We start from the raw sequence: 20,194 nt of genomic DNA on the forward strand, positions 1-20,194 counted from the left end.
AAAGGGAACCCAAGAGATGGCCAGCACCGAAGAGATCCGTTCCAACCTCGCCGAGATCGTGAACGAGATCGCCGGCATCCCGGTCGAGGACGTCCAGCTGGACAAGTCCTTCACCGACGACCTCGACGTCGACTCGCTCTCCATGGTGGAGGTCGTGGTGGCCGCCGAGGAGAAGTTCGACGTGAAGATCCCCGACGACGAGGTGAAGAACCTGAAGACCGTCGGCGACGCGGTCGCGTTCATCGAGCGCGCGCAGAACGGCTGAACCCGCCGTCACCGTGCTGGCCCGGGGTGCTCATCGGCGACCCGATGAGCACCGCACCGGCACCCCGCAGTACCCACCCCTCGCTCCCAACCGCAGAACGCTCATGTGAAGGATGAGGTAACCATGTCGAAGACCCGAGTCGTCATCACTGGGCTCGGTGCCACGACCCCGCTCGGGGGCGACGTGACCAGCACCTGGGAAGGGCTGCTGGCCGGCCGCTCCGGCGCCCGGCGGCTGACCGACGAGTGGGTGCAGAACCTCGCGGTCCAGATCGCCGCGCCCGTCGCGGTCGAGCCGACCGACGTGATCGAGCGGGTCAAGGCCCGCCGCCTGGACCGTACGGCGCAACTCGCCGTGGTCGCCGCCCGTCAGGCCTGGGCCGACTCCGGGCTGGAGGACTCCGGCCTGGACAAGGAGCGGCTCGGTGTCGCGGTCGCGTCCGGGATCGGCGGCCTGCACACCACCCTGGCGAACTACGACGCCCTGCAGTCCAACCCGCGCCGGGTGTCGCCGCTGGCGATCCCGATGCTGATGCCGAACTCGTCGGCCGCGTACGTCAGCCTGGAGCTCGGCGCGAAGGCCGGCGTCCACACCCCGGTGTCGGCGTGTGCGTCCGGTAACGAGGCGATCTGGCTGGGGCTGGACCAGATCCGGCTCGGCCGCGCGGACGTCGTGGTCGCCGGTGGCGCGGAGGGCGCGATCATGGCGCTGCCGCTGGCCGCGTTCGGGATGATGCAGGCACTCAGCAAGCGCAACGACGACCCGGAGCGGGCGTCGCGTCCGTGGGACGTGGACCGCGACGGCTTCCTGCTCGGTGAGGGCGCCGGGATCCTGATCCTGGAGTCGTACGAGCACGCCAAGGCGCGCGGCGCGAAGATCTACGCCGAGCTCGCCGGTGCGGGCATCTCCGCAGACGGTCACGACATCGCCCAGCCGGACCCGACCGGTTCCGGTGCGCGGCGGGCGATGGAGCGGGCGTTGTCCGAGGGCGACCTGACCCCGGCGGACGTGTTCCACATCAACGCGCACGCCACCTCGACCCCGCAGGGCGACATCGCCGAGTCGATCGCGATCCGGCAGGCGCTCGGCAAGGAGGCGGACCACGCGATCGCCACCGCACCGAAGTCGATGATCGGTCACCTGCTCGGCGGCGCCGGCGCGGTCGAGTCGGTCGCCACCGTGCTCGCCCTGCACCACCGGGTCTCGCCGCCGACCATCAACGTCGACAAGCTCGACGACCAGATCGAGCTGGACGTCGCGACCGAGCAGCGCAAGCTGCCGGACGGCGACATCGCGGCGCTGAACAACTCCTTCGGCTTCGGCGGTCACAACGCCGCCATCGCCTTCAAGTCGGTGTAGCCCATGACCGTTGCCCCGGCGAAACCCGCCAAGCTCCCCCGTGAGCTGGACCCCCGCAACCCGGTGACCCGGCTGACGAACCTGCTGGATCCGGGCAGCCTGGAGCTGATCACCCCCGACAACCTGTCCGGGATGGTCGCGGCCCGCGGGACGATCGCCGGGGCGACGGTCGTCGCCTTCTGTTCCGACGCGACCGTGATGGGCGGCGCGATGGGCGACGAGGGCTGCGACGTCGTGGTCAGGGCGTACGACGTCGCGCGCGAGGAGCAGGTACCGATCATCGGCCTGTGGCACTCCGGCGGCGCGCGGCTGGCCGAGGGCGTGCTGAGCCTGCACGCGGTCGGCAAGATCTTCTACACGATGACGCAGGCGTCCGGGAAGATCCCGCAGATCTCCGTCGTGCTCGGCCCGGCGGCCGGCGGTGCGGCGTACGGCCCGGCGCTCACCGACGTCGTCGTCCTCGGGCCCGAGGGCCGGATCTTCGTGACCGGGCCGGACGTGGTCCGCTCGGTCACCGGTGAGGACGTCGACATGCTGCGCCTCGGCGGACCCGAGCCGCACGGCCGGCGGTCCGGCGTCGTGCACATCACCACGGACTCCGAGGCGGCCGCCCTGGAGCAGGCCCGGCGGCTGGCCGACCTGCTCGCGAACCAGGGATCGGTGGCCACGGACATCCCGGACATCGACCTGTCCGGGTTCCTGCCCGAATCGGCGAAGCGCGCGTACGACGTCCACCCGCTGGTCGGCGGGGTGCTCGACGAGGACTCCCCCGTCGAGCTCCACCAGCGCTGGGCGCCGAACATCGTCACCACCCTCGGCCGGCTCGGCGGCCGCACGGTCGGCGTGATCGCGAACAACCCGCTCCGGCTCGGCGGCTGCCTGGACGCGCTGTCGGCCGAGAAGGCGTCCCGGTTCGTCCGGATGTGCGACGCGTTCGGCGTACCGCTCGTCGTCCTGGTCGACGTACCCGGCTATCTGCCCGGCGTAGGGCAGGAGTGGGACGGTGTCGTACGACGGGGCGCCAAGCTGCTGCACGCGTTCGCGGAGGCCGTCGTACCGCGGGTGACGCTGGTGACCCGGAAGACGTACGGCGGGGCGTACATCGCGATGAACGCGCGGTCGCTCGGCGCGACCCGGGTGTTCGCCTGGCCGCGGGCCGAGGTGGCCGTGATGGGTGCGGTCGCCGCCGTCCGGGTCCTGCACCGCCGCAAGCTCGCCGACGTGGACCCGGAGCTCCGCGCGCAGGTCGAGGCCGAGCTCGCCGCCGAACACGAGAAGATTGCCGGCGGCATCGACCGCGCCCGCGAGATCGGCGTCGTCGACGAGGTCGTCGAACCCACCCGCACCCGCACCGCCCTCGCGGCCGCGCTCGCCAAGGCCGAGGCCGGCGGCCCGATCCGCGGCCGCCACGGCAACATCCCGCTGTAGCCCCGGTTCCGGACAACACGAAGGGCGCGAACCCTGGGGTTCGCGCCCTTCACGTGGTGCGGCCGCTGTTGTTCACAACCACCGGGGGTGTCCCGACACCCGGTGGCCCAGCGGCCACGGCCCCTCCCACCCTTGTGCAACGTCTGACGCCCAGTCTCACCGAAAAGTTCGGGGAAGTCGTCGCGGTTCACAGCTTTCTTCTGAAGTTCTCAGGAAGCGCTCAGACCACCTGATGCAGCCATCGCACGGGTGCGCCGTCACCGGCGTACCGGAACGGCTCCAGCTCGTCGTCCCACGGGCGGCCGAGCAGCCGCTCGACCTCCTCGGTCAGGTCCGCCTCGCCGCTCGCGGCCTTCAGCATGGCCGCCTTCAGTCGCTCCTCCGGCACCATGATGTCGCCGTGTACGCCGGTGGTCGCGTGGAAGACGCCCAGCGCCGGGGTGAACGAGTACCGCTCGCCCTCGACCCCGTTGCTCGGCTCCTCGGTCACCTCGAACCGGAGCTTCTGCCAGCCGCGCAGGGCGGATGCCAGCTTCGCCGCCGTGCCGGCCTCGGCCTGCCACGACAGCTCGGCCCGGTACTGCCCCTGCGCCGCTGGTTGCGGCGTCCAGTCCAGTTTCACGGGCACGCCAAGGATGCCGCCCGCGGCCCACTCGACATGCGGGCACAACGCTGACGGCACGGTGTGGACGTACAGAACGCCACGAGTTGTCGCCACCGGGACCTCCTGTGCTCGAGGGGCGCCTTCCCCAGCGTTCTCGAACAACTTCGTCGATCCGGTGTCAACAGTCTCTCAGGGCACCACAACTCGCCCCGCGAAACTCTGGTCCATCTTGCACCACCGCCCCCGTGAACACCAGTAACCTCGCCGTGTCAACCACATCACCGTCGTGTCGCGATTCAGGTCGAGGCGCGCTGACCAGGCGGCTGCTGACAGACAGTACGGCTCGCGTGACAGTCGCCGACGGCGCAGCGGAGGTCACGAAATGACCAGCTGGTAGGACTGTCACAGACCATCCGTGAGGCCTATGGTCGTCGTGAGCCTGGGGGATTTTGGCGACATGGCTCATGACCGTAGGTGGGGTGACCTCTGCGGCGCCGATCACAGCTGGACATCGGCGTTGGCCCCCTGTGCGCGCTCCTCCGCCTCCCCGCGAGTTCCGGCGGTTCAACCGCCGTCGTCTCACGCGCCGATCCGTCCCTCGGCGCCGTTCAGGGGAATCTGCACCGTCATGAAAGAAGCAGAAAATGAGGAAAGTCGGATTCATCAGCGTTCTGTCCTTGCTGCTGGTGATCATCGGCGGATCGAACGCTCAGGCTGCCGTTGACTTCAGCAACGCACCACAGGGGGCGCACTTCGCGAGGGGGGCCGGCGAGCCGGTCTGCACCGTCACCGGGACCACCGTGTCGTGTACCGGGACCGCGATCGAAGGAGTCGGGAACACCAACGCGACCGTCGTCCTGAGTGTCACCTCGACGATCAGTGGCGTCTGCCACAACCCCGGTGTCAACAACAAGGTCGTCGAGCCGTTCTCGGAGTCTGTCACCACGAGCACCTCCTCGAACATCACCTCGACGAAGAACGGCAGACTGATCGTTCCCGCGCAGCAAACGCAAGGCACCAGCACGGAGGACTTCCTGGCCACGTTCACCTGTCCGAACCCGAACTGGACTCCGGAAGTCACCAGCAACGTCCTGAGCTACAGCTACACCTTGACGTTCGCCGGCTTCACCGAACCGGCCATCGAGATCACTGGCTGACGCAGGCAGAATCACCATTCGGAGCCAGGGGCCGGATCTCCTCCGGACCCCTGGTTCCACGCGTGCCGTGGTGCGGCCGTTACGGGAAGCGAGTGGCGAGGGCGATGCAGGCGCCGGCCGCGGCCAGGGTGAAGAGCATCGCGATGCCGGCGTACCGGGCGGTGATCTCCTTGTCGACCTCGTCGTACCCGACCGAGGAGCCGATGTCCTTGTAGACGTCCTCGAGCTCGCCGGCCGACTCCGCGGTGTACGCCTCACCGCCGCTGATCTCCGCGACGGTGCGCAGCTCGGCGCGGTCCGGTGGCACCCGCTGCCGGATGCCGTCCATCTCGATGAAGCCCGAGTCGGTGCCGAAGCAGATCGTGTACACCGGGGTGTTCTTCGCCTTCGCTGCCTGCGCACCCTCCTGCGCGGTCCGGCCGACTGTCCGCTTCCCGTCGGACAGCAGCACGATCCGCGCCGGGGCCGGGTCGTCCGGGTGCTCGGGGTCCGGCGGGACCTGGGTGAGCGCCTGCAACGAGGTGAAGATGCCCTCACCGGTCGCGGTCGACTCGGCCAGCTCGAGCCCGTCGATCGAGCGCAGTACCGTCGCCCGGTCGGTGGTCGGCGGCACGATGATCGACGCGGTACCGGCGAAGTTCACCAGCGAGACGTTGAACTTGGTCGGCAGCTGGTTGACGAAGTTCTTCGCGGACTTCTTCGCCGCCTCCAGCCGGTTCGGCTCGATGTCGGTGGCCATCATCGACAGCGAGACGTCGACCGCCACCACGATCGTCGCGCGCTCGCGCGGCACCTTGACCTTGTCCTTGGGCTGCGCGAACGCCACGATGCAGGTCAGCGCGGCGAGCAGCGCCAGGCCGACGGCCACGTGCCGCCGCCACTGCGGCCGCCGCGGCGCGACCCGGTCGAGCAGCGCGATGTTGGTGAACCGCAGCGCGTACTGCGAGCGACGGTGCTGGAGGAAGATGTACCCCGCGATGATCAGCGGGATGATCAGCAGGAACCACAATCTGGCCGGAGACAGGAACTCCATCAGCGAGCCACTCCCTTCGGCGGTTGGTGCAGGCGGGCCGCGACATGCCGGTAGGCGAGCACGAACCGCACGGTGTCCGCGACCCAGTCACGGTCGGTGCGCAGCACGAGGTGGCCCGCACCTACCCTACGCAGGGCGGCGCGGGTTCGTTCCCGCTGCGCGAGGGCGGCGGTCGCGAACGCCTCCCGGACCTTGCGCCGCCGGGTGTCGATCTCGCGGACCTCGCCGGTCTCGGGGTCACCGATCGTGACCACGCCGATGTTCGGCAGCTCGAGCTCGCGCGGGTCGACGATCTCGACCGCGAGCACCTGGTGCTGGGCGGTGAGCTTGCGCATCGCCCGCTCCCAGGACGGCTCGATCTGGCTCGCCACCTCGCCGTCCTGCGGGGTGAGGAAGTCGGACACGATCACGCGCAGTCCCCGCTTGCGCTGGGTGCGGGCCATCGACTCCAGCGCCGCGGCCAGGTCGCTGCGGTGCGCTTCCTGGTCGCCGCTGAACTGCTCGGCCAGCAGCGCGCGGAGCAGCCCGTACAGCGCCAGCCGCCCGGAGCGGGCCGGCCAGCGGCGCAACGCGGAGTCGCGCAGCATCAGACCGCCGAACCGGTCACCGAGCCGGTGGGTCAGGAACCCGACGGTGGCGACGGCCGCGACCGCGAGCTCGCGCTTCTCGAGCATCGACGTACCGAAGTCCATCGAGGCGGACAGGTCGACCAGCGCCCAGGTCTCCAGCTCACGGTCCGCGATCAGGTCGCGGACGTGCGGGACCGTGGTCCGCGCGGTGACCGCCCAGTCCATCCGCCGGACGTCGTCGCCGACCTGGTACTCGCGGGCCTCGGCCAGCTCGGTCCCGGGACCGGGCAGCAGGCCGAGATGCTCCCCGTGCAGATAGCCCTCGAGCCGCCGGACGACGGTCAGCTCGAGCCGCCTGAGCGCACGCTCGGGAGCGAGCTGCGAGATCGTCATCGCAACTCGTGGATCGGGTCGGTCGGGCACTACACGAACTCCGGGCGGCCGGTGCCGTCGTTGCCGTCGCGCCAGACCGGCTGCGGCGGCGGGACGGTGGCCAGGATCCGCTCGATCACGGCCCGTGGGTCGATGTTGTCCGCGACCGCGTCGAAGGTCAGGCCCAGCCGGTGCCCCATCACGTCGAGGGCGACGGTCTGGATGTCGCTCGGCAGCAGGTAGTCACGCCCGTGGATCAGCGCGAGCGCCCGGCCGGCCGCGATCAGGCCGAGGGTGGCCCGCGGGCTGACGCCGAGCTCGATGATCGGCTCCAGGTCGGGCAGGTGGAAGTCGGTCGGCGTCCGGGTCGCCATCACCAGGCGGACGGCGTACTCCGCGACCAGGTTGTGGACGAACACCTGCTCGGCGGACCGCTGCAGCTCGAGGATCGTCTCCGGCTTCAGCACCTGCCGGGGCTCCGGCGGGTCGACGCTCATCCGGCGGAGGATCTCGAACTCCTCGTGCCCGCGCGGGTGCGGTACGTCGATCTTCACCAGGAACCGGTCACGCTGCGCCTCCGGCAGCGGGTAGACGCCCTCGGACTCGATCGGGTTCTGGGTGGCGATGACGATGAACGGCTTCGGCATCGGGAACGTCTGGCCGCCGATCGACACCTGCCGCTCGGCCATCAGCTCCAGCATCGCGGACTGCACCTTGGCCGGCGCGCGGTTGACCTCGTCGGCGAGCACGAAGTTCACGAACGTCGGGCCGAGCTCGATGTCGAAGGCCTCCCGGGTCTGCCGGTAGATCCGGGTGCCGACGATGTCGGACGGGACCAGGTCCGGCGTGAACTGGATCCGGGCGAACGTGCCGCCGACCACACTCGCGAAGGTCCGCACGGCGAGCGTCTTGGCGACGCCCGGGACGCCCTCGAGCAGGCAGTGACCCTTCGCCAGCAACGACACCATGAGGGTCTCGACCATGTGCTCCTGGCCGACGATCACCCGCTTGACCTCGCCGAGGGCCTCGCCGATCAGCCGGGACTGCTGGGCCACCGTTCCCGCCGGGACCGTGGTTTCGGTCATGCCTGTCCTTCCGGGGTCCGCGCGCGGACCATGTCAAACACCGTCATTCCCCACTTCGCAACACCGGCCATTCCATCAGATCACCGGGGCCAGGCAGCCGCAGGCCCCGGCGGGTCCGCCCCCATCCTCCCCCGCCGACACAAATCCCACGCGCCCCGGAGCACCTTGGACACGACATCCGTACGCCGGGCGCGTCGCCGTACGGATGTGGTGCCCAAGGTGGGCGCTGCGGGAGCTGCGGCGACAGTGCTACCAGGGATGTGGTGGGATTGGGGGTGATGACCGCGACCGAATCCCAGACCGAGGTGCAGCCGCAGGAGCGGCCCGCGCCGGCGATTCCGGACGCCCTCCCGCTGCAGCCGGAGGACCCGCCGCGGGTCGGCGAGTTCTGGCTCCGCGGCCGCCTCGGGGCGAACGCGGCCGGCTACCTGTACACCGCCGGCACCGAGGACGGCCGGGACGCGATCGTCGCGATGATGACCGAGGGATCGGCCGACGACGCCGCCGCGCGCGAGCGGTTCGTGAACGCCGTCGACGAGCTGCCCGAGGACGCGGTCCTGGCGCACAACGACTCCGACGACGACGATCTCGCGCTCTGGGTCGCGGTCGGCCCGATCCGGGCCGACGACGGGTCGAGCGCGGCGTCCGACGAGCGGCTGCTCGCGGAACGCCGCGGCGAGGACGTCCTGTCAGCGGTACTGATGGACCGCGTCCCGCAGCCCGGGAAGCTTCGCGGGCCGGACTTCCGGCACTACTGGGAGAGCCGCCGGCGTCCTGGTCTGTTCCGGATCTGGCCACTGCCCTGGCCGAACGCCCTGCGCCCCGCGTCGCGCTGGGCGCTGGGGTTCGCGCTGCTGACGATGGCCGTGATCATGGCGCTCGCCGTGTTCCTGGCGTGGTTGCTGTTCCGGAACGCCCAGCCGCTGGAGCCGGAGCCCGTCATCCCGAGCCCGACCGGTACGACGACGGTCACCGTCACGCCGACGACCCCACCGCCCGGGACCGGCTCCGCTTCTCCCACGCCGACCACGGGCAGCCCGACCCCGGGCCCGCCGACCGGCATCCCGACCGTCGCACCGACGGGTTCGCCCGGCAACACCCCGGATCCAGCGGACAAGTTCTAGTCGGTCAGGGCCGGCGGCCGGGACTCAGTGCGCGAGTTTCAGGCCGACTACGCAGCCGATCAGTCCGCACAGCAGCAGGACCTTGACTGTGCTGATCGGCTCCGCACCGGTCACCATGCCGTAGCCGACGGTCAGGGCGGCACCGATCCCGACCCAGACGGCGTACGACGTACCGACCGGCAGCTCACGCATCGCGTAGGCCAGGCCGGCCATGCTCAGCAGCAGCGACACCGCGAAGGTGAGGGACGGGCCGAGCCGGGAGAAGCCTTCCGACCGTCCAACGGCGACGGCCCAGACCGCTTCGAGCACACCGGACAGGATCAAAACGAGCCACGACATTCCAGTCTCCTTGGCGCCGTCTTGTCGCACACCGGGTACGGCACCGCTCGTCCGGGGCCCGACCAAGCAACGGTGGGCCTGGTCCCAGGCTAGCCGCTACCGCGAACGCGCGTGGTGGCCGCAGTCACCATGTGGCGGTGATCTGGCTCGCAACACCTTGCCCGTTGGAGGACGGACACGGGGGCTATGAGGGGGACAGCAGGCGCAACAGCTCCGGATCCTTCCAGAGCCGCTCCGGGACGGGCTGCCGGACGAGGGCGGCATCGGCCCGGATCTCGGCCGGGGAGGACGCCGCGATCAGCACGGACGTGACCGCGAAATGCCTGCTGGGAAAGGCGAGCGCGGCCTGCGGCAGCGAGACGCCGTACCGCTCGCAGACCGCCGAGATCCGGCGCGCCTGGACGCTCTCCGCCTGCAGAACGGGTGGCGTCAGTACGCCGGACACGATCGCGGACACCCCGCGCGCGACACAGCGATCCAGCAACGGTTTGGCCGACTGGTCGAGCAGGGAGTACTGGTTGAGAAGCACGCAGTCGACCTCGACGTCCCGCACGAGCACGTCGAGCTCCTGCCAGTCGTCCGACACCGCTCCGATCGCCTTGATCACCCCGTCGCGCCGCAGCTGGTCGAGCACCGGGTACGCCGCCGCGTCCCGCGCGAACACCAGATCGACCGCGAGCCCGAGCCGTTCGCTGCTCGCCCGCACCGAGTCCTCCGGATCGTTGCCGACCACCTTCGTCGACACCAGGAACTCACCCCGTGGCCGCCGCTGCAGCGCCGTACCGAGTCGCCGTTCGGACTCGCCGTACGCCGGTGACGTGTCGAAGAACCGGATGCCGGCCTGGTACGCCGCGTCCACGGTGGCGATCGCCGTCTCGTCGGCGGGCTCCCCGAGATGCGACCCGCCGAGCCCGAACCGCGGTGGCCGGAACCGGACCGTCGAGCGGGGCGCGAGCACCTGGCTGGGTGCGGCCATCGCACTCACCTCCGCTGGTCGATCCGGGTACCTACCAGGATCAGGGCTCGGCGTGCACTTCGCATCTCGAATCAGCGACCGGATTCGCAGAGCGCCCTCACCTCCGCGTCGGTGAGGGCGGGTTACCGCGCACGATCAAACATTCATCGGCACGCTGATCCACGACGGATCGCCGGCGGGCGAACTGAACGTCACGGTGGAACCGACGACACTGCGCCCGAGGTACCGCGGGTCGACGGTGTCGATCACCAATACGAGACGATGCCCGGCCGGCACCTCCCAGCTCGTCGCCTCCATCCGCAGGTCCACCGCGACCGCCTTCCCCGGCGTTGCCCCGCGCAACGTGTACGGCTTGTGCGAGATCAGCGACCCGACGCCGAGCGCGTCGACGTCGTACAGGTAGGCGAACAACGACGTACTCGCCGCCGACGGCTTCACCGTCACATGAACCTCGGGTGCCCCGCTCACCACGGCCGCCTGACCGAGCGCCGGACCGGTCCACACACCCGCGAACGTTCTGCTCACCAAGGGCGTCGCCACACCGGTCGGGATCGACAGGAGCCCTTGCAGAGCGCCCGAAACCAGCGCCACCCCGCTGTCGGCGATCGTCGGTACGCCGGCCGCGATCGACCGGCTCCACCCGGTGGACTCGTTCCCCTGCAGCGCGCCGGCCTTCGTGAGGTACGACGTACGCGCCTGACCGACCGCGGCCCAGCTGGAGTATCCGCGCCACACGCCGCGCTGCGATTTCAGCTGCACCGGCGCCTCGGTGTCCGCGCCGTTCTCGGCGCCCGTCAGATAGTGCCGCAGCCAGTCGGCGAGCTCGTCCCAGGTTTCGTTGGGTAGGCCAATCGCCCCGCTCGTCTCGGGTGTGGCGTGATCGCCGTGCGCCAGCAGCAGCCGCTTGGGTCCGGTCAGCCTGGTGAAGAAATCGGTGTACTGCGTGGGCGGGAAGATCGAGTCCTCGAAGGCGTTCGCGAGGAACACCGCGGGCCTGTTCGCGTTGATCTGGTCCACCACCGTCGCCGCCGACCGCACCGGCGACAGTTGCTTCGCCTCGGCGATCGCACCGTCGAAGTCACCGGTGACGAACTTCGTCTGCAACGACGCCATCTCCGGACCCGGCCGCCCGGTGACGTTGCCCAGGGCAAGTAGCCCGGCAACGGCCTGCAGGGCGACGGTTTCGTTCGGATTCAGCGACCGGATGAGCTCTGCCCAGCCGCTCAGGGCGCCGACGGCCTTGATCCGCGAGTCCTTCGCGGCGGCGAGCAGCGAGGTACCGGCGCCGTACGAGATCCCGACCGCGGCGACCCGGCTGGTATCCGCGGGTGTGTGCTGGTCGGCCCAGTCGATCACCTCGCTGACGTCGGCGACAGTCGGCGGACCGGCGATGTCGATACCGCCCCCGGTGTCCCAGAACCCGCGGCTCGAGTACGAGATCACCTGGAACCCGGCCGTCGCCAGCTTCGCGCCCTGGCCGACGTACTCGACGTTCGGGACACCCCAGCTCGACGGCATCACCACGAGCGGGAACGGGCCGTCACCCTGCCCTGTCGGCGTCAGGACGACGGCACCGATCTCGATCCCGCCGGCGCCGGGGATGCGCTGGTACGCCGTACTGAAGCCTGGTGCGGTCTGACTGGCATCGGCCCGCGGGCCGATCGTGATCAGCGTCAGAGCAACTGCGAGCGCGGCGGCGATTCTGCGCACGGGGACCTCCGGCAGTAGGAATTACCGGAGGGTAACCAGAAAGTTGCCGCTGTGTCACTACCTCGGCACGGTGAGTGCCGGATCCACGCTGGTCGCCTCGACGGACCACGCCCACAGCCGCTTCGCCAGGTCCGGGTCCTGCGCAGTGCGGGTCGGCAGGACGATCTTCGGCGTACCGCGGTACTCGAAGAAGCCCGGCCCGACGAACGATCCGGGGCGCAGGTCGGCGTACGTCGCGGCGTACAGCGTCGGCCACGCGCCGGCCGCCGCGGACTGTGCGACCAGGCGGGTCGCCGCGCCCCACAGCCGTGCCTGGAGCGCCCGGCCGGCGAGCTCGGGACCAGCCGCCTGCAGGTGCGTCGAGGCGTACCCGGGGTGGGCGCCGACGCTGAGCAGATCGGCCCCCGCGGCGCGCAGGCGGCGGTCGAGCTCGAGCATGAACAGCAGGTTCGCGAGCTTCGACTTCCCGTACGCCTCCCACTTCCGGTAGCTGTTCGCCGGTCGCCGCAGGTCGTCCTCACTGATGCCGCGGACGGTCTTGTGCATGAACGAGCTGACCGTGACGACGCGGCTGGCCGGCGTCTTCAGCAGCAGCGGCAGGAGCCGTCCCGTCAGCGCGAAGTGCCCGAGGTGGTTGGTGCCGAGCTGCAGCTCGAATCCGTCGACGGTCTGCCGGTACGGCGGCGCCATCACGCCGGCGTTGTTGATCAGCAGATCCAGGCCGTCGTACGTCGAGGTGACCTCGTCGGCTGCCCGCTCGACACTCGCCAGGTCGGCCAGGTCCAGCTCGAGGACCGTCGGTGCCTTCCCGCCCTCACGGGTCAGGCGCTCTGCCGCCTGCGCCGCCTTCTGCGGGTTGCGCGCGGCAACTAGCACGTCGGCGCCGTGTCTGAGCAGTTCGAGGGCGGTCTCGTACCCGAGTCCACTGGTCGCGCCCGTCACGAGCGCCCGTCGTCCGGTCAGGTCAGGAATGTCCGCCGTACGCCAGGTCATGCGCCCACCTTAGTTCGTGGGCGCATGACCTGGAGTGGTCACGGGAGGATCTTGCGGTCCTGGAAGGCCTTGGTGACCTGCGCGGCCGCCGCCTTGCCGTACAGCAGCCGGGCGGCCTGGACGGTGTCCTGTGCCGCGGCGGCGAACGAGGTGTCGGGGTCGTAGAAGAACGTCGCCTCGAGGATCACCTTGTTCGCCTTGGTCCGGCCGAGGGCCTGGTGGATGTCCCACAGCGCCCGGGACCAGATCTCACCGTCGTCGTGCACCTGACCGACGATGTCGTCAGTGGTCTTGTTCCCGTCGGTACGGCGCAGGCAGTGCGGCTCGGTGCTCGTGTACGACGTGGCGTCCCAGTCCATCACGCACGGCAGCTCGAACCCCTTGCTCACCGGCACCGACATCGTCACGGCCCAGTAGTCGCCGAAGCCCTCACCGATCGCGCCGGCCTGTTCCGATTCGCCGTACCCGGGGACGATGTCGTCCTGCATCGCGTGCCCGTACTCGTGCCAGATCACCTCGGCGTCCTCGGCGTCGTCGACACCGCCCTCGCCCATCGTGATCATGTCCGTCGACGGGTCGTAGAACGAGTTGTCACCGGTGAAGGTGTTGACACTGAAGTCCTGCGACTCGTTGTTGACCTCGGTGAAGCCGAGCTGCTGGATGTACTCCTGCGTCTGGTTGACGTGGTAGTAGACCATCACCTGCTCGAACTTGTCGTTCTGCCGCTGGTAGACGAACGTGTTGGTCTTGCTCTGCGCGAGGCCGCCCTTGGCCTCCTTGACGTTGACGAAGCTACCGTTGAGGTTGCCGGAGCCGTCGAGGTTGCGCAGGATCACGTTCTTCTGCGCCAGGAACAGGGCGTCCTGGTTCCGGTCGTTGAGGTCGGTCAGCTTCTCGTTCTGCTCGCTGACCACCGGGTTCGGGTCGAACACCGAGCCGCGGCCGTCGATGTTGTCGCTGATCACCTTCGACTCGACGACACTGCCGGTCTTCGCGTCGACGAGCGAACGGCTCACGCCCTCCGTCGAACGGCTCGTGACGTTCCAGACCAGGCGGGCGTTCGGTCCGCCGACGACGGCGAGCTGCGCGGCGCCGCTGGTCGCGGCCGGCTGCTTCACGAGATCCTTGGGCGGCCCGGCGATCCGGGACCGGTTCGCCCGCGCGGTGACCGTCGCGTTCGCGGTCTGCGTCGCGGAGGCGGGCGTCACCGTCGCGCCGACGTCCAGGTTCGCCGGTACTGCGTCCCGCCCGTCGGCGATGTCCACGGCGCCGGCCTTGGTCACGTGCGTCGCGTAGTACCCGTTGATCACCGGCAGGCCTTTGAAGGTCTGCTGGTACCAGTAGTGCTTGCCGAGCAGCGAGGTCTTCGTCTTGATCAGCTGCAACCCGTTCGGGTTCGCCGTCGCGGCTTCCGGCGCGGCCCCCGCGGCGCTGGTGAACGACAGTCCGAGCGAGACAGTGGCCAGTCCGGCGGTGACGGCCAGCAGCGCCTTGCGGCGTTTCGTCATACGGTTCCCCTCCTACGTTCGGTTGCGTAACGCAACCACTACGATCCGTTGCACCCTAGATCGGCGCGCCGCGCGGAGGGAAGCCGAACAGCGCGTCGTTCCGCCGCCGCAAGGGAAACCCCGCGCCTAGGATCCCGTCATGACGAAGCTGAGCCTGCGGGCGCTGAACCGCGCCACCCTGGACCGCCAGTGGCTCCTCGAACGCCGCGACGCGACCGCCCTGGAGGCGATCGAACACCTCGCCGGAATGCAGGCCCAGTCCCCGCAGGCGCCGTACGTCGGCCTGTGGACACGGCTCACGGACTTCGACCCCGCGGAGCTGGTCACGCTCCTCGAAACCCGCCAGGCCGTCCGCGGTTCGATGATGCGGGCAACAATCCACCTCGTCTCGAGCCGCGACTTCCTCGCGTTCCGCCCGCTCGTCCAGCCGCGCCTGGAGCGCGAGGTCTACCAGAACATGACGTACGGCCGGCACCGCCTCGAAGGCCTCGACATGGACTCCGTCCTGGCCGCCGGCATCGCCCGCATGACCGAGAGCCCCGCCACCGCCGCCCAACTCCGCGACCACCTGGCCCCGCTCTACCCCGACCGCGACCCCGCCGCCCTGGCCCACGCCGTGCGCTGCCTACTCCCCACCATCCAGACCCCACCTCGGGGCCTCTGGCAGAGATCCGGCAACCCAGCCATGACCACAGCCGACCTCTGGCTGAACTCCTCCGTCACTCCGCAGCCATCCGTCGACGACCTGGTCCTCCGCTACCTGGCCGCCTACGGCCCCGCCTCAGTCTCCGACGCCCAAACCTGGTCCGGCCTCACCCGCCTCTACGAGATCTTCGACCGCCTGGACCTACGCACCTACACAGACGCCACCACGAACCGCACCCTCTACGACCTCCCCCACATAACCCTCCCCCACGAAGACACCGAAGCCCCCACCCGCTTCCTCCCCGAATACGACAACCTCCTCCTCTCCCACACCGACCGCACCCGCTTCCTCCCCACACCCACCCGCACCCAACTCCCCCTCCGAGACCTCCTAACCAAAGGCACCCTCCTCCACGACGGCCACCCCAAAGCCTTCTGGAAACAAACCAAATCCACCAAAACCCAAGCCACCCTGGAAATCACCCCCTTCACACCCCTCACCCCCCAAGCCTGGACCACCATAGAATCTGAAGCCCAAGCCCTCCTAACCTTCACCACCCCCACCGCCACCCCCGAAATCAAACGCACCGACCGCTAAAACACAGCAGCCCGACCACAAGGGTCGGGCTGCTGGGCCTCGCGCTTACGAGCGCCGAACCTGCAGCAGCAGGACCGACATCGCAGCCACGAGTGGCAAAAGCCCCGGAGAGAACACCGCGACCACGGCGACAACGATCAGGACCACCTGGACAGTCCGCCGAAGCAGACCGATCAGGCTCACCATCAACGAGGTCAACGCAACCAAGTTGGCATTCCAACGCTCAGCCTTCTTTTCGAAAGATGTGCGCTTGCGGCGGGTGTTGGCGGCAGCCATAGGATCCGACTCCTAGATTCAGGTGAAAGATCGCCAATAGCTGCGCGAACAACCAATCGGCGAATCGATCACAAGTGAGCGAAAGCACCGATTGGTACTTTTGATTTGTGTTACCAGGCTAACAAGAGCCTTCAACGATGCGCCACCACCTGAAGACCGGCGGCAACATCGGGTACCCTGTAGCTTGTCGGCTGAGGTGCGCGAACACCGTTGACGCCGATGCGACCGCGGCGCATCTATCGGATCCGACTCCGTGCGCCGCGGTCTGCTTTAGCCTCGGAGGTTGACCAGCACTGGTCCTACACGCGCGCCGTTCGATCGTGCGAGCGACATCAGAGCGTGCCCGGAGGGCACGCCTGTGATGATGTCGGAGACAGTCCAGCGGGCTCGTTCGACGCGGCGAGCGCTGTATCCGGCTGTGTGGCTCTCGCTCCGGCCACCGACCGATCCGTACTGGTCGTAGCGAACGCCTGACGTCGCGCTCCTGTTGATCGTCGTCTCAGTGACGTACTGATCGCCGAACCACCGAGAGAAGATGTCGGCGTCGGTCGGATCGATGCCGCCAAACACCGCCTTGCAGCCAGTGGATCCGAACACGGTGGCACGCACATCCGGCGGAAAGTCCGCCATCGTCTGTGTTAGCAGAACAAGGCCCGCGTTGTTGGACCGCAGCTTCTGAACGCCGCGTGCAACGTAGTCATCGACGAACCGACCAGCCTCGTCGATGACGAGGCCCTTGAAGATTGACCGGTCTGCCTCCGACGACGATGTGATCTGCACGAACTGTGACACGACCAGGCGAGCGAGGATCCTCGACGCATCCGGATACTCAGCCTCTGGCAGTGACACGCGGACACGGACGGGCCTGTTCAGATCCCGCATCTGAAAAGTCGGCCCGGGGTGGTCGAACAGCCTGCGAAGCGACGGCCTGTCGAGAAGCGCGAACCGCTCGACCAAGCTCGCGGCTGGGTCGGCGGTGCGCTGCATCTGCCTTCCGCGAGTATCGAGCAGCGCCTTGAGGTCCTTCGCGCCAGCACCTTTGAGTCGTGACTTCACTCCATCGACCGCAGCTTGATCCGCACGGAGTAGCCCGAGGAGCTCAGGAACTGTCGGCCACCGCTCATAGGCCGCAAGGAACGGCTCCAGGCAGGCATAGAGCGCGTTCTTCGAGGCGTCGATGAAGTAGGCCTTGTCATCGGTGACCCGAGGCGGGAGCAAAGCAGACGCGAGGCGATCGGCGGCGACGTCTGCAGTCCTCGATCCACCGAACAGGCTGAACCCGCAGGTGGGATTGAGGGGGTCGATCGTGACGTCGAACCAGCCGTCATACGCGAAATCGGTCGATTTGGGATCGACAACGACCATGCTGGCCTTGCCGGTCAACGCCGCGAGCGACAGGTGCTCGACGACCGGGATCGCAATTCCGCGAGTCTTTCCCGAGCCAGGCGGGCCGATAACCAGCAGCGAGGTCCGTAGGACATCCAGGTCCAAGCCGAAATCGCCGGCCACCTCGTAGTCGCTGCGGTGATCCGGTATGACTTCGCCGAGCCGCACCTGACCAGCTACCAGATTGTGGACAGCAAACCGAGGTCCCGGCAGATTCCGTTGTTGCGACGGGTGAACCAGCGCTGCACCTTGCTCTTGCAAGACAGCTTCGGCCAAACGATCCAACTCTGCGGGCTCATGGCCTGCACGCGCGATGATGTGGGCTATTCGCGCGCGATCCACATCGCCGAAATCGGGGCTGCTCGCGAGCTGGTCCAGCTGCTGGGCGAGTGCGGAATGTGATGCACGGATGCGATCCCACGGCTGCGTCACCGGCTGGGGAGCGGCGCGTGACACATCGGCCGGCTGCGCGTCTCCGGCCCCCGTAATGGCGGCCAGTTTCCTCTTGAGGGACTCAAGCTGCTCGCGACGCTTGTTCATGATCGCGTTCCCTGCGTGTAGCGCTCAAGGGTCCGGATTCGATCGGCGAGTGTTGGGTGAGTTGCGTACAGCGCACCACGCCAACCTGCAGCGCGTCGTGCGACGTCCTGGCCCTGGGACTGAAGGTCGTAGAGGAACGCGATGGTGTCTCGCGCATAGCCCAACTCACCAGCCACGCGATCGGCCATCAGCTCAGCTCGACGACTGAACCACGCCAGCGGAATCGGAACCAGAAACGGAAGGAGCGCATATCCGGCCCAGTCCCAGTTGCCGAAGATCATCGAGTTCAGAATCAGCCCAGCGAGCGATAGGGCGAAGAAGCCTACGATCACACAGCCGAGCGCAGGTACACGGCCGCCCAAGCGGAACAGCGCCTGGATGAACGAAACCATCAGTCGACCTGGCTGCGCGTACCAGAACACGAGCAACGTGGCCCACGGGTGACCGCCTCGGTGGTGCCCGAGCTCATGTGCGAGTACGGCTTGCAACTGTCTGGGGGGCAGGTTGTTCAGCGCCCAACGTGTGATGGCAACAGAATGACCCGCGACCGCCGCACCGTTGATGGTGTCGGATTCCTCGACCCAGAGCCTGTAGTAGCCGGGATCTACACCGGCACGTGTGCAAACTGTCCGCCATGAGATATCCAGCTTCTGCTGTTCCATCAGCGTCGGCCTGCGGAGGCGGTACAGGTACTTCGCGATGAAGTCCTCTGTCGCGGGCACAATGACCACCAAGCCCGACAGGACCCATAACACCACGATCGAGAGGCTGACCCAGTCCGGTGAGAACCAGGCCGCCACTGACGACACGACACCGAAACTCCAAAGCGCCCACGGAATGCCGAGCAGCAGTTCTGCTGCAGAAGGCACTGAGATGCGAACGCCCTGCTGCGGCGGCGGAGCAGATTGAGCCGGCCCGTCGACAGGGCTGAACGACCCAGGGGTGCTGTTGGGCGCTTCGGGCGCACCTCCGCCGCCTGGACCGCGCGGGGCCGGCTGCCAACTGTCGGCCGAGAACGAGCCAGGTCGCTCGTCGTTTCCGTCAGATGCGTTCATCTAAGACCTCCCGCATCATCCGGCGACTCACAGTCGACAACCCCTTCACCTCATCCTGCCACCATCGGCCAGTTCCACCTGTCCCCACGATCAGGGCTCAGTAAATGGAGACATGCACGTGGTCAAAGTGTCCACCTGATGCGCTCGACGGATCGTAAACTCCACCGCCGTTGTACGGACGCCATTGCCCGGTCCGCGCACTCCAAATCTTCCCGTACCAGATGACGTAGCGCACGCCGGTCTGGCCGGCTGTCTGCACCGTCCAGTTCGCATAGCGGTCGCCGTCGGCTCGCGCCGCCGCTTTCTTGCGGCCGTCGCCACCGACGAATACGTCGCAAGCACGCCCCTTCGGGTGGTCACTGGTCGGGTTCCACACGTGGGCATCCCAGCAGGACATGCTCGGGTTCTGCAGAGCAGTGCGCGCAGCGGCAACCCAGGCTGCGGTCCGGGGCGTCAGCATGCCACCTGTACCTGTGGGGTCCGGGACGGTCTGATCCTCTGGAGGCCAATTTCCAGCAGTGGGTTTTCCGTCAGTTAGCCCGCCGCCGCAGTCACCACCGGGTTGAGCAGGCGTTGGCGTGCTGATCGCGCCGTCCGCGTCGCCGCCGCTCCGACCGGCGTACGGATCGCCGGCGCGGTTGAGATCGATCCGGGCCAGTGCTGCGATTTGCCGTGCCTGCTGCTCACGGAGCGCGTAGCGGTCAGGGAACGCCGACACCTGCACCGCCTGTGCGGCATCGCCGAGATTCATCGACGGCCACCCATTGATGTCGACCAGCCCGGGTGGGCTTGGCGGATCGGAACCGCCGAAGAAAGCGTTGGCGGCGTAAGTTGGATTCATTATGTCCCCGGGCGTCCCCCATCCTGCGCCCGGACGTTGCTGGAACAGACCGACCGAATCGGCGTCTCCGTAGCTCAGATTCTGCAGATTCGACTCCACAAGGGCTGTCATCAACGCGATCAATGTCGCCTGCCCTGGTAAGCCACGTTGCACCGCGACCTGGTCGATGATTCTGGCGTAGGCGATCTGGCTTGCCCGCAGTGGGCCTTTGGCCTCGGGTTCCTGCCCCTCTCCCGGGGCGCCAGGCGGACATGCCGCATTGACCTGATCACCCGTCGCGCCGAAAGGCGCAAGTACCACGACGAACATGAGGGTCAAGATCGCTCCGACC

The 20,194-nt window shown here is 68.3% G+C and carries 19 protein-coding genes and 1 riboswitch; of the genes, 6 read left to right on the forward strand and 13 right to left on the reverse strand.

Annotated elements, in window-relative coordinates:
* Nucleotides 1–16 precede the first annotated feature (16 nt).
* From BJY22_RS32530 to BJY22_RS32540, 3 genes are all read left to right on the forward strand, one after another.
* Nucleotides 17–265, forward strand: coding sequence for an acyl carrier protein (locus tag BJY22_RS32530; protein WP_130446978.1), 249 nt, complete (start codon nt 17–19; stop codon nt 263–265).
* A gap of 123 nt (nt 266–388) precedes the next feature.
* Nucleotides 389–1,624, forward strand: coding sequence for a beta-ketoacyl-ACP synthase II (gene fabF / locus BJY22_RS32535; protein WP_167214549.1), 1,236 nt, complete (start codon nt 389–391; stop codon nt 1,622–1,624).
* A 3-nt stretch (nt 1,625–1,627) separates the two neighbouring features.
* Nucleotides 1,628–3,052 carry a carboxyl transferase domain-containing protein gene (locus BJY22_RS32540; protein ID WP_167214551.1) on the forward strand — a complete coding sequence of 475 codons (1,425 nt, stop codon included), beginning with the start codon at nt 1,628–1,630 and terminating at the stop codon, nt 3,050–3,052.
* Nucleotides 3,053–3,272: 220 nt separating this feature from the next.
* Here the strand turns inward: BJY22_RS32540 and BJY22_RS32545 are convergent, their stop codons facing one another.
* A complete protein-coding gene (locus BJY22_RS32545; RefSeq protein WP_130380557.1) occupies nt 3,273–3,770 on the reverse strand; it encodes a DUF3145 domain-containing protein in 498 nt (165 codons plus the stop codon).
* A 530-nt stretch (nt 3,771–4,300) separates the two neighbouring features.
* On the opposite strand from BJY22_RS32545, the gene BJY22_RS32550 reads away from it, so the two are divergent.
* The gene (locus tag BJY22_RS32550) at nt 4,301–4,813 is read left to right on the forward strand and encodes a hypothetical protein (RefSeq protein ID WP_167214554.1); all 513 of its coding nucleotides are present in this window, start codon (nt 4,301–4,303) and stop codon (nt 4,811–4,813) included.
* 79 nt (nt 4,814–4,892) lie between these two features.
* Here the strand turns inward: BJY22_RS32550 and BJY22_RS32555 are convergent, their stop codons facing one another.
* Genes BJY22_RS32555 through BJY22_RS32565 form a run of 3 tightly spaced genes read right to left on the reverse strand, consistent with a single transcriptional unit; the run spans nt 4,893 to nt 7,872 of the window.
* Entirely contained in the window at nt 4,893–5,846 is a 954-nt protein-coding gene (locus tag BJY22_RS32555; protein WP_167214556.1) for a VWA domain-containing protein, read from the reverse strand.
* Nucleotides 5,846–6,808, reverse strand: a complete 963-nt coding sequence (locus BJY22_RS32560; protein ID WP_167214559.1) for a DUF58 domain-containing protein — start codon at nt 6,806–6,808, stop codon at nt 5,846–5,848. The genes BJY22_RS32555 and BJY22_RS32560 overlap by 1 nt, the downstream gene beginning before the upstream one ends.
* 29 nt (nt 6,809–6,837) lie before the next feature.
* On the reverse strand, nt 6,838–7,872 hold the full coding sequence (locus BJY22_RS32565; protein WP_167214562.1) for an AAA family ATPase: 1,035 nt from the start codon (nt 7,870–7,872) through the stop codon (nt 6,838–6,840).
* A gap of 278 nt (nt 7,873–8,150) precedes the next feature.
* Between BJY22_RS32565 and BJY22_RS32570 the strand changes: the two genes are divergently transcribed.
* Nucleotides 8,151–8,996, forward strand: a complete 846-nt coding sequence (locus tag BJY22_RS32570) for a hypothetical protein (protein ID WP_167214565.1) — start codon at nt 8,151–8,153, stop codon at nt 8,994–8,996.
* A gap of 24 nt (nt 8,997–9,020) precedes the next feature.
* Here the strand turns inward: BJY22_RS32570 and BJY22_RS32575 are convergent, their stop codons facing one another.
* The 5 genes from BJY22_RS32575 to BJY22_RS32595 form a co-directional block, all read right to left on the reverse strand.
* The gene (locus tag BJY22_RS32575; RefSeq protein ID WP_167214567.1) at nt 9,021–9,335 is read right to left on the reverse strand and encodes a DMT family transporter; all 315 of its coding nucleotides are present in this window, start codon (nt 9,333–9,335) and stop codon (nt 9,021–9,023) included.
* A 10-nt stretch (nt 9,336–9,345) separates the two neighbouring features.
* Nucleotides 9,346–9,413, reverse strand: a riboswitch (guanidine-III (ykkC-III) riboswitch).
* Nucleotides 9,414–9,519: 106 nt separating this feature from the next.
* Nucleotides 9,520–10,311, reverse strand: a complete 792-nt coding sequence (locus BJY22_RS32580) for an aldo/keto reductase (protein ID WP_167214570.1) — start codon at nt 10,309–10,311, stop codon at nt 9,520–9,522.
* 135 nt (nt 10,312–10,446) lie between these two features.
* Nucleotides 10,447–12,021, reverse strand: coding sequence for an alpha/beta fold hydrolase (locus BJY22_RS32585; RefSeq protein ID WP_167214573.1), 1,575 nt, complete (start codon nt 12,019–12,021; stop codon nt 10,447–10,449).
* A gap of 57 nt (nt 12,022–12,078) precedes the next feature.
* Nucleotides 12,079–13,014, reverse strand: a complete 936-nt coding sequence (locus BJY22_RS32590) for an oxidoreductase (protein WP_167214576.1) — start codon at nt 13,012–13,014, stop codon at nt 12,079–12,081.
* Nucleotides 13,015–13,052: 38 nt separating this feature from the next.
* Complete coding sequence (locus BJY22_RS32595) at nt 13,053–14,522, reverse strand: M4 family metallopeptidase (protein ID WP_167214579.1); 1,470 nt, start codon at nt 14,520–14,522, stop codon at nt 13,053–13,055.
* Between the two features lie 139 nt (nt 14,523–14,661).
* Between BJY22_RS32595 and BJY22_RS32600 the strand changes: the two genes are divergently transcribed.
* Nucleotides 14,662–15,765 (forward strand): winged helix DNA-binding domain-containing protein, encoded by a 1,104-nt coding sequence (locus BJY22_RS32600; protein WP_167214581.1) that lies wholly within the window; start codon nt 14,662–14,664, stop codon nt 15,763–15,765.
* A 45-nt stretch (nt 15,766–15,810) separates the two neighbouring features.
* Here BJY22_RS32600 and BJY22_RS32605 read toward each other — a convergent pair whose 3' ends face one another.
* The 4 genes from BJY22_RS32605 to BJY22_RS41230 form a co-directional block, all read right to left on the reverse strand.
* On the reverse strand, nt 15,811–16,041 hold the full coding sequence (locus BJY22_RS32605; RefSeq protein WP_167214584.1) for a hypothetical protein: 231 nt from the start codon (nt 16,039–16,041) through the stop codon (nt 15,811–15,813).
* Between the two features lie 270 nt (nt 16,042–16,311).
* Nucleotides 16,312–17,967 carry a type IV secretory system conjugative DNA transfer family protein gene (locus BJY22_RS32610; protein ID WP_167214587.1) on the reverse strand — a complete coding sequence of 552 codons (1,656 nt, stop codon included), beginning with the start codon at nt 17,965–17,967 and terminating at the stop codon, nt 16,312–16,314.
* Complete coding sequence (locus BJY22_RS32615; protein ID WP_167214590.1) at nt 17,964–19,022, reverse strand: M48 family metalloprotease; 1,059 nt, start codon at nt 19,020–19,022, stop codon at nt 17,964–17,966. The genes BJY22_RS32610 and BJY22_RS32615 overlap by 4 nt, the downstream gene beginning before the upstream one ends.
* Before the next feature lie 97 nt (nt 19,023–19,119).
* Nucleotides 19,120–20,172: a VldE C-terminal domain-containing protein gene (locus tag BJY22_RS41230; protein WP_202891360.1), complete on the reverse strand. Its 1,053-nt coding sequence runs from the start codon at nt 20,170–20,172 to the stop codon at nt 19,120–19,122.
* Nucleotides 20,173–20,194: the final 22 nt, after the last annotated feature.

The organism is Kribbella shirazensis, from assembly GCF_011761605.1.
In the GTDB taxonomy this organism is placed as follows: Bacteria; Actinomycetota; Actinomycetes; order Propionibacteriales; family Kribbellaceae; genus Kribbella; species Kribbella shirazensis.